This window comes from Fodinicola feengrottensis, assembly GCF_039530045.1.
GTDB lineage: Bacteria > Actinomycetota > Actinomycetes > Mycobacteriales > HKI-0501 > Fodinicola > Fodinicola feengrottensis.
In genome coordinates this window covers 15,110-29,132 of record NZ_BAAANY010000002.1, presented here as the reverse complement: position 1 = coordinate 29,132, position 14,023 = coordinate 15,110, and the positions used below count along the sequence as shown (strand labels likewise).

Sequence of the window (14,023 nt, the reverse complement as noted above, 5' to 3'; positions counted from 1 at the left end):
GTCTTAGTGGATCAGATTGTGTAGTACGTAGACCGAATCCACGTCTGCTGAGCTGACGAAACTCCAAGGCGCGGTGGCGAAGCCGTTCGCGCCCCAGCCGGTGCCCCAGCTGTTTTCGAACTTGAAGCCGTTCGCGTCGTAGCCGATGACGACGACGGTGTGGCCGCCGGTGACCGGGTCGGTGCCGTCGCCGCCGGGGGAGTAGACGTCGTCGTCCGCGGTGACGTAGTCGAAGCTCTGCCGAACCCGGAAGGCGACGACCACCGCCTGGCCCTGGACGACCGCCGATTCGATGGCCTGCTGCAGGGTGCCGTCCAGAGGAAGGGTGCTATAGCTGGAAATCCGATAATGGGCGGCGTTCTGCCGCTGCGCCGCGGTGGGCTGGGTGGTGTAGTCGAAATCGCCCTGGGGATAGTCGGCTTTGGTGTCTATTCCCTGGTCCTGCTCCATTTCCAGGCTGGTGGTCACCGCGGTGTCCCGGTTGCGGCCCTTCACGATCTGGGCGTAGACATACATTGGTTCCATTGGCGCGCCGGTCAGATGTTGTTCGTTCATCAGCAGCCCGTACGCGGTGTAGCCAGTGGCCCAGGTGGGGCAGGAGTTGACCGGTCCCTGGTCGCCGGCCGGCGGCGCGAACTGGCTCAGGTCGTAGCTGGCCGGCGGGCTCGCCAGTGGCACGACCGGCGTTTTGTTCGTACGCGCCGAAATCGCCCGTTCGGCCGACACGTCCAGGCCGTGGCCATGGCGTACGACCGGACGGATCGCCGCCGCGGCACTCACCGGCAGGGCCAGTACGAGCGCCGCCGCTATCAGTGCTGTCCTCATGGCTCTCCTTTGTCCGCAGCGAAAAGTCAGTGTTCTTCGGGCTTGTGGCGGATCTTGTCGATGAACGGGAACCCGGCCGCCGCCCAGTTCCACACGTTCACCAACACCCAGCCGGCGGTCCGCTTCATATCCCCTCGCTCGGCCGCCTCGGTGACGAACTTCTCCGCAACGCGGTCGAAAGCCATCCCGCCGACGCCGCTCGCGACGCCCGCTATCCCGAGGACGCAACTGGCGGGCTCGTGATGCGTACACGCGTAGGCGGTGTCGGCGGCTCCCAACACAAGACCCGCTACCGCGATGCCGAAGGCGATGGTGCCGAGGACTTCCCAGCCAAGGGAGACCGCGACGGCACCGATCAGGATGGAGCCGACTCCGGTGCCGATCTCGATCACGGTGCGGTTGTTCCAGATCGCGTCCCACGCCTGCTGGAGATCCTGGCCCAGCGACTGCTGCGCACTCAGCCCGGTCGGGTCCACCAGGTCGGTCGGCTGCTCGCCGGTGTACGCGTAGAGATCCGTGTCGCCGCCAGCGAAACCGATCGGGTCGGGGCTCAGGAAGCGCTGGGTGCTCGTCGAGTAGTAGCGTGCGCGGTTGAAATACAGCCCGTTGCCGTCGTTTTCCCGGCCGGCGAACTGGGTCGGGTTGCCGCCGTCGTCGCCACTTTCGGTGGTCGCCCCAAAAGGCTCGTACGTGTAATGCCCGTTGACCTGGCCGGAGCCGTCCGCCACGCCGATGGTGCTGCCCAGCGCGTCGGTCAGCAGCGACCGGGTGGCGCCGTTGGACGTACGCGCGAAAACCTCGTCGGTCGCGCCGGTCAGCATCGAGGCGGACACCGATCCACCGGTCAGCTCTTCGACGGCGTTGGTGCCGTCGTAAAGATATCCGGTCGTCCCAGCGGCGGTGGTTTTCCCAGTCCTGCGGCCCAATCCGTCGTACGCGTACGACGTCGTCTGGCCGCTGTTCGCGGTGCTCGCCAGCTGTCCGCGCGCATCCCAGGTGTATTGCGTCGAGCCGTCCGAGGTCAGGTTCCCGTTCGGGTCGTACGTGTAGCCGGTGTTGGTCAGCTCGTTGGCCGCGTTGTAGGTGGCCGGTCCGGACGCGGCCGGGATCGTCGTACGAGCGAAACTTCCGCCCATGCTCGTCACCCGGCCGGCACCGTCGTACGCATAGGAAAGATCACCCAGCGAGGAACCGGCCAGCGCGTACGAAATGCCGGAGACCTGGTTGGCCGCGTCGTAGCCGTACGTCTGAGTGACACCGTCCGGAAATGTCAGCGAGCTTCGCCGGCCGACGGTGTCATATCCCATCGTGACGCTGGTCGAACCCTGCGTCTGGTTGGTCAGGTCACCGTCGGCGTTGTACGTGTAAGTGACCGGGGCCTGGCCGGCGACCGTCATGCCGGTGCGATGGTTGGCCGCGTCGTATCCGTAGTCGACCTGACCGGTCGGCGTGGTCGTACGAGTCAGTCGGTCGAGGCCGTCGTAAACGTCGGAAATGGTGCCACTGACCGAATCCGTGATCGACGTGACCCGGCTGCCGGCGTCATATCCGTAGCCAATCGTGCCGCCGGAACCGCTGAACCGCGTCGTGGTCAGCCGCCCCAGCGCGTCGTAATCCGACGTGGTCTGCTGGCCGTCCGGCGTCGTCAGGGAGGTACGGTTGCCGGCCGCGTCATATCCGTACGTGGTGACGTGGTTCAGCGGATCTGTCATCGACGTCCGGCGGTTTTCCGCGTCGTACGCATAGGAAGTGGCGTTGCCGCGTGGATCGGTGACGCTCGTGACGTTGTTGTCGCCGTCGTACGCGATCGTCGTCGCCTGCCCCAGCGGGTCCGTGGTCGACACCGTCCGACTGTCCGCGTCGAAGCCGAGGGCGGTGGTCGCGCCGGTCGGGTCGGTGCTGCTCACCACCCGTCCGGCCGCGTCGACGATCTGCCGTTGCACCCGGCCAAGCTGGTCGGTGGTCGTGGCCAGATCGCCAAGCACATAGCCGTACGAGACCGTGTGGCCGAGCGCGTCGGTGGTCTTGATCGGCATGCCGGTGGCATCGCTGTCGATCGTGACGGTTCGCGACATCGCGTCAGTCACCGTGGTGAGCGCGCCGTCGGCTCGGTAGGCGTAGACGGTGTTTCGGCCGAGCCAGTCGGTCGTTTTGCTGAGCTGGTCATAAGGACCCTGATAGGTGAAGCTCTCCGTTCGCGCCGACGACGTGCCGGCGAGCTGAGTGACGGTGGCGACATTTCCGTACGGGTCATAGCTGACGTCCGTACGACGGCCAAGGGCGTCGGTGGCGCTGGTCGGCAGGTTGGTGACGGGATCGCGCGCGACCGTGATGGTCTGCGCGAGTGGATTGCCGTAAGCGCTGGTGTCGCTGGTGGAATAGCCGCGGGAGTTGAACGTCATCCGGCGGACGTTGCCGCGTTGGTCGGTCAACCTGGTCTCGACGAGTTTGTCCGCCGCGTCGGTCGTGTAGGCGAACTGGAAGGTGCTGCCGTCGCCGAGCGTCTGCGTACTCACCCGGCCGGCCGAGTCGTACGTGTCGGTCAGGTATGTCGTCCCGCGGCCGTCCTTGGCGGTCGCCAGCCGGCCCTGCGGGTCGTACGTGTAGGACGACACATCGCCGGTTGGGCTGGTGACAGTGGCGAGGTGGCCTTTCGTGTCGTACGTGTAGGAAACGGATCGGCCGGTGTTGTCCTGCGCGCGGGTGATGCGGCGGAGCCGGTCGGTGCTGAACTTGATCCACCGGCCGTTGGGTGAGGTGACCTGGCTGAGTGGCCCGTTCGCGAGCGGATCGCCCTGCTCGTCGGAGCCGCCCGGACCGCGGGTGATGGTGATCGTGTTGCCATAGCGGTCCCGGATCGCCTGCAGCGGCGCGTCCTCACCGAAGACCAGCGAGCTGCCATCGCGCAGTCGTACGTCGAAACCGTTTCCGTTCCACACCAACACAGATCCGCTGAACTGGGTCGGCGTGGGCTGTGCCGCGAAGACGGCGTCCTGGTAGTCGGCATTGCCGCCCGGGGTGATCCGCTGGTACGTGATGCGGCCGCCACCGGGCAGCACCAGCTGGCTGGTGGTCGCGCCGTTCGGGGCGTAAAGGAACATGTCATAGAGGCTGCTGTCGCCGACCCCGAAAGACCGGATGCCCACGTCGCTCTGCTGGTAGTTTCTGGTCACCGCCAACGAAAGAACGTCCGGCACGGTCAGGTCGGTCTGGGTGTCGGCCAGCAGCCCCGTGCCCAGGTCCACCGGGTCACCGCCGGCGGTGCCGCCACCGGGCACCGGCGCGGACCCGGGTGGTGGCGCCGTGCCCGTCGAGCAGGTGGCGCAGGACGGCAGTCTTTCCGGAGTCTGCCGGCCTTTGGTGTTCACCGGTGGCACCGGAACCGGCCGCCGCCCGTGCTTGAGCGGCTTGACCTGGCCGCCGACGGGCCGGTGAGCCGTTGGCTTCAGCAGCGTCGGCGGGCCCTTCCGAGACGCTCCCGCGGCCTTCGGGTTTGCCGTAACCATCGCGTTGTTGAGGGTCGAGTTGCCCAGAGTCGCGGTGACTGAGCCGGGGAAACCGAACGGGTCGAGGTTGAGTTGGTACGTGCCGCTGACCGGAAGTGTGCCGATGGCGACGGGATTGTCGTCGTTGTTGCTCCACATCAGATCCGTGCCGTTGGGCTCGACCATCTCCACGTACGGCCGGTATTTCGTCGTCATGTGGGCGAAAGACAGCATCAGGTTCTGGCCCGCGGTGCCCTGGAATGTCAGGTACGCCTGCTGCCCGATCCTCGGCAGACTGACGGTTTTCGCTGTGTTCAGGCTAATACTGCCCGCGTTGATCTGGTCGGACAGGGTGAAGGTGGCCGACCCGTAGTCGCCGTTGGGTGGTGCCATGATCAGCCGGTAGGTGCCCGACTTGGTGGTCGTGGCGGTGACGAAACTGTCGTCCTGGCTGACGGCATTGGTCAGGACCGTGTCATCCGGCGCGATAATCCGCACGTTGGCGATGTCGAGGTCGCTGTCCTGCATGCCGACCGAGATCCGCTCGGACGCGCTGGCCGAGAACGGAATCTCGACCGCTCCGCCGAGCACACCGATGGCCACTGTCGACGCGGCCCCGCCGATGGTCGCGGCCGGCGCGGTCGAGCGCGGCGCGATCCGGATGTTCGCTGATCCCGTTTCACCGTAGGGATAAACGATGACCTGGTAGGTGCCGGTCGAGGGCAACGGGTCGAGGTCCACCTCGGTCCAGGTTCCGACATCTCGGAGCACCGAACCGTCCGGCTTCAGGATTTCCACGCCCACGTCGTCATAGAACGTGAACGAGCCGAAGACCAGGCTCATTTTCTGGCCTGAGGTGCCGGCGAACGTGTAGCGGGTTGTCTGACCGGCGCGGCTGGCGGAGAGCGTCGTTTCGACACCGGTGGCCAGCGTCCCACCGGCCGTCTCCGCGGACAGTGTGACCGCGATCGAGCCGGTACTTTTCCCGTCATGCGGGGTTATCTGCACTTTGTATTGGCCGGTACGCGCCGGCGTGAACCAGAACTCGCTGGTCGAGGTGATCCCGGTCTCGGTAAGTTCCTCGTCGCCGTTGGAGTCGATGATCTGCGCGTCCAGTGTGGTGGTGCTGGGAAAAGTCGAGCTGGTGAAGCCAACGGACAGCGGGTTGCCTTTGGTGGTCGCGAACTTGAGCTGCGCGCTGTCGCCCTTGCTGGCGACCTTGGCCACCACGGTCGGGCCGGTCGTGCTGATGGTGGTCGCCGCGGACCGCGTACTCACCTTGAGGGCGAACTGGCCGGTGGTCGAGTAGGTGCTGACGTCGAAGGTGTAGGTGCCGCCGACCGGCAGCGGTGGCAGGTCCGCGTGGCCGCTGATGTCGTTCTGCCAGAGGACCGTTCCGTCCTGCTCGGTGATGGTCAGATACGGCTGGTACGGCGTGGTGTTGTTGGTGAGGTCGACGCCGATTTCCTGGTTCGCGGTCGCCGCGTACGTCAGCCGGGCGTGCTGCCCTGGCGTCCCCATCGTGACGGTTTTCGCGCTGCCCAACGAAAGCGCGCCGGCCGCCTGCGGTGTCGACGCGTACATGGTGAAGGTGCCGGTGCTCGCGTCGGTGGACGTGATCTCCGCGGTGTAGGTGCCGGTTTCGGTCGCGTACAGGTCAAAGTGGCCCTCGCCGTCCAGATAGGCGAGTCCGTCGGTGCTGCCGCTGTTGTCCCAGGTCAGTGCCACCCCGTTGGGTTCTCGGAGGCTGAGGGTGCCGGTCTTGTTCGCGGCGAAACCGGTGAAACCGAGGCCGATCGACTGGCCTTTGGTGGCTGGGAAGGACACTTCGGCCTGCTGGCCCGGCCGGCTGAAGGTCACCGCCGTGCCGGCGCCGTTCACCGCGACCGTTTTGAGGATATGGCTGGACAAGGTCAGCGTCGCTGAGCCGACGCTGGCGACAGCCGGCCAGACCAGGACCTGGTAAACACCGGTGGTCGGCAACGGCGGCAGGTCGTACGAGCCGTAGAGACCGTCGCCCCATCTGCCACGGTTGTACTCACCGCGGGCGAAAGTCGCGCCGTAGGGGTCGTAGACGGCCAGGTAGACATTGGCCGGATTGGCCACCCCCGTGAGGCCGAGGCTGAGCCGCTGGCCCCTCGTGCCGCTGAATCGCAGCAACGTGTACTTGTATTGTTGGGTAAGGGAAACCGTCGTCGCGGTGCCGTCGATCGCGAGCACTCCGGACGCGGCGAGGTCCGAGAGATTCTCGATAGTGGGCACCACCACGAAAGTCGCGTCCGAGCTGGCCGTACGCCTACCGCTGGCCACTGTCACCGGACCGGAGCCGGCCGCCTCCGGCACGGTCGCGGTCAGCGAGGTCGCGGTCGCCGCGGTGACCGGCGCGCGGGCGTGGCCGAAGGTCACCGCGGTCGAGGAATCAAAGCCGGTGCCGGAAATAGTCACTGTCGTGCCGGTCGTACCGGACTGCGGCGACACTCCGGTCACCGACAGCGGGCCGGCTGGCGCGGTCACCGTGAAGGACTGGCGGCTGGTCGCCGTACCACCGCCGCTGTCGACGGTGATGGCACCTGAGGCCGCGCCATCGGGAACAGTGACGGTGAGCGCGGTGGGTGTCGCGCTGGCGACGGTTGCCTGCGTTCCAGCGAATGTCACCGTGTCGGAGGTCGCGAGTCCGGTGCCAGTGATCGTCACGGTCGCACCGGTGGGCGCTTTTACCGGGACCACGCTCAAAATCGACAACGCGCTCGCATCGGACCGGCGGATCGCGGTGACGTTGCCGCTCGCGTCATAGTCGTACGCACCGGCGCCCTGCGAGTCCTGGCTGACCCCGGCCAGTCGGCCGGCGGCGTCATACGCGTAACTGACCGGGCTCGCGGCCTGATCGGCCGGGACCTTGCGCGGCACCGCGGCGGCCGCGCCGCTGGTCGCCAGCTGTCCCGCGACCAACGCCACTGCCACGGTGATGACCCAACTGACCGGAGGTCGTCGCATGGGTGCTCCTTCGCTCACGGGTTTCAGCTGCAGGTTTCGCGTACGAACGTGAGTTTTGCCTCGTCCACATAGCCGTGGACCCGAGTCCGCCGGACGGTGCCGAGATAGCGATGCGGATAGCGGTCGTGGGCGAGGCTGGTGACGTCGAAGGTGTCGCCGGCCACGACGGCGCCGATCGTCGCGCCGGTGCCGCTCAGAACCGCGCCGGCGGCGTCGATCCGGTATTCGCGTACGGGCGAGCAGGCCGCCGAGGAGCGGACGAACACGGCCGCGGTGACCCCAACCGCGACCAGCACCAGGATGCCCGCGATCACCAGCGCCCACCGGCGTCGGTGGGGAACGTTTGGTTCTTCGGCGGGCGTACGCGTCGGTTCCTCCATCGAGGCGCGCGCGGCGACCCAGCGGCGTTTCCACTCGACCGAGTCGCCGCCGCAGACGGCGGCCACCGCGAGGGTCGTCTCCAGGCTCGGCAGCCGGCGGCCGGTCAGCCCGTCGTGCAGGGTGCTGCGTGGCACGCCGGTCTTGCGGGCGAGTTCGACATAGCTCGGCGAGCCGGCGGCGCGCCGCAACTCCCGTAGGTCCGCGGCCAGCTGAGCGCAGATGGCGTCCGCCCCATCGGCCTGTTTGTCGTCAGTTGACTTCATCGGTCCGCCTCTTGCTCGCGAATCCCATATCCGGTTATGTCCGGCCCCCACCGAGTCCGTCCGGGACTCTAGCCGGACAACCGCCGGCTGGGAGAACTTTCCGACATCCACCGGAAGAACAGCGTTTCAGAACCCGACACACAGTCACAGAGAGGGAGGAATGATGGCTCGTACCCGTCGCAACCTGGTGTTTGTCCTGGCCACCGCGGCCGCGGCCGGGTTGGTCGTCCAAGCGCCGGCCACCGCCGGTCACGTCCACGTGATCCAGACCGCCAACTCGCCGAGCACCGGTCAGCCGGTGCTCGGCGGCGGCAGCTGGATCGTCAACAAGCCCAGTGGCTACTACGTTGGCCGGGCGATGGCCGGCTCGGTCTTCGACGACGAGGTCACGTCATCGGGCAACTGGCATTTCGGCCGCGCGTCCACGACCGTCGACATGTGCGGCTGGGTGATGCCCGGGTCGCTCGGCGGCAGCCTCGGGGACACCGCGGACACCTGCTCGACGACCACCCAGAACGCCATCTCGCATCGCCGTACGGTCGGCAAGGACTACAACCAGCCGGCGCACGCCACCGGCGACGGCACCGCGGCAGCGGCCAACACCGGTTGCGTGGTCCAGTTCAACTACTTCGTCGGCACCGACTACAGCTCGAACGGCGGCCACTGGGCGAACCCGGCCGGCAACGCCGCGAGCACTGTCTTCTACCGGTTCACCACCAACGACGGCGCCGCGGTGGTCGTCCGCGACCCGAACCTGGGCTGGGGATTCCTGCCGATCGGCTGCGTCCAGCGGCCGACCGCCCTCTACAACGACAACGACTGAGGAGGAGCCATGCGCTTTTTTCGAGTAGCCGTAATGTTTTTCGCCACCGCCGGCCTGCTACTGACCGGCAGTGTCGCGGCGAACGCCGACCAACACGGTTTTGACGCGGTCATCTGCCACGCGGACACCGCTTACATCTACCAGTACGAGGACACCGGCTCGGCCCGGCTCGACGCGCTGCCACGGGGCGCGCATTTCCAGGTGTACCACCAAGACGGCGGTTGGGACTTCGGAGTTCGCAACTACAACGGCGTTTCCGGGTACGTACTGTCCGACAAGCTTTGCAGTGCGGCGAAACAGGCGATCGTGGCGGCCCCAGCGGTCTCGGGTGACCGGCGCTGCGTCGACGTACCCAACGGCTACATCCGCAACTATCCGGCGGGGCAGGCATGGACGCAGCTGGACCTCGGCCAGACCTTCAGCGTGTACGAGTACCGAGACAGCGGTTGGGCGCGCGGCTACGCCTGGGGCCACGTGATGACCGACCAGAGCCCGTTCCCGGCCCCGTACAACGACGTCTGGATTCAGACCTCGAACCTCGGCAAACACGTGAACGACGGCTCCACCTGCAGTTAGCGCGTCGGTGGGGCAACCGCCCGCAGGAGTACGGCGGAGCGGGCCGGCAGAAGGACCGCGTCGGTGACTTCGGGGTCGTGGTCGGTGGTGGTGAGCAGCAGCTCGTACGAATTTCCGTACGGACCGGTGGGAAGATGGGCCAACACGTCCTCGTCGCCGCCGTGCAGCCAGAACAGATAGCCGGTCGTGGTGTCGTCGGTGTCGTCCCGTACGTACATGCCGACGGTCCGGTTTTCCGGTCGGTGCCAGTCATCGGAGGTCATCCGCTGGCCGTCCGGACGGAACCAGCAGGCGTCCGGAAGGTCGCCCTCGCCAGTGTAGAACGCGGTCGGCCGGAAGGCCGCGATGCTCCGGCGAACGCCGATCACGGCTCGTACGAAGGTGAGCAGGTCGTCGTCGGCGTTCGCCCAGTCGATCCAGCTGATCTCGTTGTCCTGGCAATAGGCGTTGTTGTTTCCTTGCTGAGTACGCCCAAGTTCGTCGCCGTGCGACAACATCGGGACGCCGACGGACAAGATCGTGGTCGCCAGTAGATTTCGTACGCTCCGGCGCCGAACTGCGAGGATCGACGGATCATCAGTGGGACCTTCGACGCCGAAGTTCGCCGACCGATTGTCGTTGCTGCCGTCGTTGTTGTTCTCGCCGTTGGCCTCGTTGTGCTTGGCCGAATAGGAAACCAGATCGGCGAGGGCGAAGCCGTCGTGCGCGGTGACGAAGTTGACCGAGGTGTAAGGCGTGCGGTGGCGGTAAAGATCGGTGGAGCCGCAGAGTCGGGTGCCGAGTTCACCGACACCGCTGTTTCCCAGCCAGAACTCCCGGAAACTGTTGCGATAGCGGTCGTTCCACTCCGCCCAGCCGGCCGAGAAACCGGTCACCCGATAGCCGTCCGGGCCCAGGTCCCACGGCTCGGCGATGAGTTTTGTCTTGCTGAGCACCGGATCGCTGCCGATCGCGCGCAACAATGGTGACTCCGGATCGAAAGCGTCGCCGTCGACCCGGCCGAGCACGGTGGCCAGGTCGAAACGGAAACCGTCGACGCCCATCACGGTGACCCAGTGTCGCAGCGAGTCCAGCACCAGATCCTGCACGACGTGCTGGCGTACGTCCAAAGTGTTGCCGCAACCGGTGACATCCCAGTATTGCCGGCGATCGTGGGAATTGAGCCGGTAATAGGCGGGATTGTCGAGCCCGCGCCAACTCAGCGTCGGACCGTCCGGGGTGCCTTCGGCGGTGTGGTTGTAGACCACGTCGAGAATGACCTCAAGGCCAGCGTTGTGCAGTGCGCCAACCATCTGGCGAAACTCGGTGACCGGGTCGTCGGTGGCCGCGAATCGGGGATCTGGCGCGAAAAAACCAACAGTGTTGTAACCCCAGTAGTTCGTCAGCCCGCGACTGGCCACCGACGGCTCGGTCATCCGGGCGTGCACTGGGAGCAGCTCCACAGTGGACACTCCGAGCCGGGTGAGGTGCGCGATCGCGGCGGGGTGGGCAAGACCCGCGTACGTGCCGCGCAGTCGCTTGGGCACATCCGGGTGTCGGCGAGTGAAACCGCCGACGTGCATCTCGTAGATGATCGTGTCCGACCAGCTCACCCGGGCGTGCCCTGGGTCGGCCAGCGGGGCTGGTTCGGGCACCAGCAACGAAATCAGCGGGTCGACGGCGATCGCCCGGGCGTACGGATCGATCAGCAGGTGACCCGGGTCGCAGAACAGGCCACGGCTCGGGTCGTACGGACCGGTGACGCGAAAGCCGTAACGAGTGCCAGGACGTACGCCGGAGACCTCGGCGTGCCAGCGATCTCCGGAGCGCTGCAACGGCAGTCGCTGCTCGCCGGTGTGCCGGTCGAAGACACACAGGTCAACCGCGTCTGCCGCCGAACTGTGCACCGAGACGGTCGCACGGCGTTTGCGCCGGCCAGGCTGTAGGCGCGCGCCCAGAATGCCCGGATCGCCGGGCCCGGTGATCCGGACCGCCATCCGCTAGAACCCGGCCCGGCGGCTGCTCGACTGCTCCCGGACAAGATCCACACCCCGCACTCTAATGCCTACCCCCGACACTCCCAGCGACTTCGCCCAAGAGATAACTCTGGGTCGCCGGCACTTCCCGCTGCGCAGCCGCGGAACCGCCGAGCGCGGACGCGCCCAGCGGTTCTGCGTTAGCTCGGGAACGGTCTGTTTCCGCTGTCGTTCAGCGGGTGCCGACGTATCCGTGGTCGAGGATGGACGTGCCTGAACAGTAGGCTTCCGACCAGGTGTTCAGACCAACCCAGTCGCCGACTTGCACGCTGCCGTCTGAGCAGTAAGCAACGGCCGCGTACTGCGTATAACCCGGCGGCAGCGAGCTGCATTTGACCGCATACGCGGTGCCATGCGCGTCGTTGTAGTCCGAGCAAGCCAGATCAGCGGGCCGTACCACAGAGGATGTCGATGCCTGAGCTGGCGACGCCATCGCCGTCGCCAGCGCGACCGCGCTTCCCGCGAGGAGGCAGGCGGCAAGGATTTTGCGCATAGGTAGCTACCTTTCCAAGGTCGGACCTACGCCCGAACTTTTCGGGCACGCCGGGTCATCTTTCGTGGTCCATAGCGGGGCGCACCAGATGCAATTGCCATAAATAGTGCATGACAATCATCATTTGGTTCGACGGTAAGGAGCTCGCCCGACTGAAACGGTGCGCGGGTGGGGTAGTTACGTGACGTCGCGGCGGGCGAACAGAGCGGCAGAAACGATGAGCAGGGCCAGCGCGATGGCGCCGAGGTAGATGCCGCCCTGCCAGACCGTGAGCGGGGACGTCGAGCCGGCGATCGAGGTGCCGTTGTTCAGCCAGGCGGTCACGTTGTTGGAGACCAGCCACCGCTCGGCATGCGGGTCGACCAGCCGTACGCCGATCTCGCCGACCACGGCGTAGCCGAGGCCGACACCGAGGGCGGCCGACGACAGCCGGGTCGCGTACGCGATGGCGAAGCCGACCGCGCCGCCGACCAGCGCCAACGCGATGCCGCGCCCGGTGCTCATCAGCAGCTCATGCTGCAGGACCGCGGGCATCGGCCCGATCTGCCCGAACCGGCGGGCGGCCAGGTAGTTGATGGCCAGCGCCAGCCCGAAGACCAGCAGCCCGATCGCGATGCTGCCCAGCCAGAGCCCGAGCAGTTTGCTGCCGAAAACCCGCAGCCGGCGTGGTTCCCAGGTGAGCAGCGAGGCCATCGAGCCCTGTGTCCACTCGGCGCCGATGAAGCTCGCGCCGATCACCAACGCGACCATCGCGAACAGCGCGGCGCAGATCCGGATCAGGATCGGTGCGGAGGCGCTGAAGAAGTAGTGGCCGCGGGCGTTGTACGCGTTGGCGCCCACCAACAGCCCTACCAGCACCAACACCACCACGACCGACGCCCACGTGAGCCGGCGGGCGAACAGCCGGCGAATCTCTACCCGTACGAGTCGCATCTACGCCTCACCCCGGAACGGCGGCGGTGCGCCGATCGTCTGGTCCAACAGATCGTTCGCCTCATCGCGCAAATCCATCCCGGGGACATCCCCGGCCATCACCGGCTGGGGTTCGTCCGGCGCCGCGTGCCGGCCAGGCAGCGCCGGAGTGGGGGCATGCTGGGGGGCATAGCTGGGCAGACCCTCGTTGCCCCTGGCCAGCTCGCCCTCGGCCTCGGTGGCACCCGGCGCGGTGCCGGTGAGCTCCAAAAACACGTCCTCTAAATCCGGCTCCAGTGGGGTCAGCTCGGACACGTACAACCGGCGCCTCGCCAGCAGTTGGGTGATCCGCGCCGGATCGTCGACATCGGTGACGATCAGGTGGTCCGGCCGAGTGGTGACCGTCATCCCGGCGTCCCGGAGCAGCCCCGCCGCGGTCTGCGGCTCATCGACCCGTACCAGCACCTCGCCGCGCGCCGCGGTCGCCAGCACGTCACTGACCGGCCCGGTGACCACGTGCCGGCCGTGCGCGACGATGGAGACGCTGTCGCAGACCTGCTGGACCTCCAGCAGCTGGTGGGAGGACAGCAGCACGGTCACGCCGCCGTCGCCCAGCGCCCGCATCAGATCCCGGATCTCCCGGATCCCGGCCGGGTCCAGCCCGTTGTTCGGCTCGTCCAGGATCAGCAGCAACGGCTCCTTCAGCAGCGTCGCGCCGATCGCGAGGCGCTGGCGCATGCCGAGCGAGAAGCCCTTCACCTTGTCGCCGGCCCGATCCCGCAGACCGACCAGCTCCAGCACCTCGTCCACCCGGGTGCTGCGCACCTTGGCGAGGGTGGCCAGCATCCGCAGGTTCCGCCGGGCCGAGAAGTTGCCGAAGAACTGCGCGCCCTCCACGACCGTGCCGATGTTCTGGATCACCGATCGCAGGTCGCGGGGCACCTCGTGGCCGAAGATGTTCATCTCACCGGCGTCCGGCCGGATCAGCCCGAGCAGGGACCGGATCGTCGTCGTCTTGCCGGCACCGTTGGGCCCGAGGAACCCGTGTACGGTCCCGGCCTCCACCAACATGTTCATGTCGTGCAGCGCCACCCGGCGGCCGCCGCGCAACCCGCGGAACTCCTTGTGCAGCCCGCTGACCTCGATCGCGGGCACCCCGGAAGCCACTCCGGGCAGCCCGGCCATCAAAGACCCCGAAGCCATGACGCTTCCCCCTCCTGCACCCACGACAGAACCACCCCCTGTCGCGGAGACAC

9 protein-coding genes are annotated in these 14,023 nt (G+C 67.0%); 2 read left to right on the top strand and 7 right to left on the bottom strand.

What is annotated here, in order from left to right:
* Window positions 1–3: 3 nt before the first annotated feature.
* From ABD301_RS02605 to ABD301_RS02595, 3 genes are read right to left on the bottom strand one after another with little or no spacing between them, the layout of a single operon-like run.
* Window positions 4–825 carry a C1 family peptidase gene (locus ABD301_RS02605; protein WP_344306775.1) on the bottom strand — a complete coding sequence of 274 codons (822 nt, stop codon included), beginning with the start codon at window positions 823–825 and terminating at the stop codon, window positions 4–6.
* A 26-nt stretch (window positions 826–851) separates the two neighbouring features.
* A complete protein-coding gene (locus ABD301_RS02600; RefSeq protein WP_344306773.1) occupies window positions 852–7,304 on the bottom strand; it encodes an RHS repeat-associated core domain-containing protein in 6,453 nt (2,150 codons plus the stop codon).
* A 23-nt stretch (window positions 7,305–7,327) separates the two neighbouring features.
* Window positions 7,328–7,948 (bottom strand): helix-turn-helix domain-containing protein, encoded by a 621-nt coding sequence (locus tag ABD301_RS02595; protein ID WP_344306771.1) that lies wholly within the window; start codon window positions 7,946–7,948, stop codon window positions 7,328–7,330.
* Between the two features lie 163 nt (window positions 7,949–8,111).
* Here ABD301_RS02595 and ABD301_RS02590 point away from each other — a divergent pair, with 163 nt between their 5' ends.
* Together ABD301_RS02590 and ABD301_RS02585 are read left to right on the top strand one after the other, a co-directional pair.
* The gene (locus ABD301_RS02590) at window positions 8,112–8,771 is read left to right on the top strand and encodes a hypothetical protein (RefSeq protein WP_344306769.1); all 660 of its coding nucleotides are present in this window, start codon (window positions 8,112–8,114) and stop codon (window positions 8,769–8,771) included.
* Window positions 8,772–8,780: 9 nt separating this feature from the next.
* On the top strand, window positions 8,781–9,347 hold the full coding sequence (locus tag ABD301_RS02585; RefSeq protein WP_344306767.1) for an SH3 domain-containing protein: 567 nt from the start codon (window positions 8,781–8,783) through the stop codon (window positions 9,345–9,347).
* Here ABD301_RS02585 and glgX read toward each other — a convergent pair.
* From glgX to ABD301_RS02565, 4 genes are all read right to left on the bottom strand, one after another.
* Window positions 9,344–11,323 (bottom strand): glycogen debranching protein GlgX, encoded by a 1,980-nt coding sequence (gene glgX / locus ABD301_RS02580; protein ID WP_344306765.1) that lies wholly within the window; start codon window positions 11,321–11,323, stop codon window positions 9,344–9,346. The genes ABD301_RS02585 and glgX overlap by 4 nt on opposite strands.
* A gap of 211 nt (window positions 11,324–11,534) precedes the next feature.
* Window positions 11,535–11,855 carry a hypothetical protein gene (locus ABD301_RS02575; RefSeq protein ID WP_163567527.1) on the bottom strand — a complete coding sequence of 107 codons (321 nt, stop codon included), beginning with the start codon at window positions 11,853–11,855 and terminating at the stop codon, window positions 11,535–11,537.
* A 177-nt stretch (window positions 11,856–12,032) separates the two neighbouring features.
* A complete protein-coding gene (locus ABD301_RS02570; RefSeq protein WP_163567528.1) occupies window positions 12,033–12,788 on the bottom strand; it encodes an ABC transporter permease in 756 nt (251 codons plus the stop codon).
* Window positions 12,789–13,970, bottom strand: a complete 1,182-nt coding sequence (locus ABD301_RS02565) for an ABC transporter ATP-binding protein (protein WP_344306762.1) — start codon at window positions 13,968–13,970, stop codon at window positions 12,789–12,791.
* Between the last annotated feature and the right edge of the window lie 53 nt (window positions 13,971–14,023).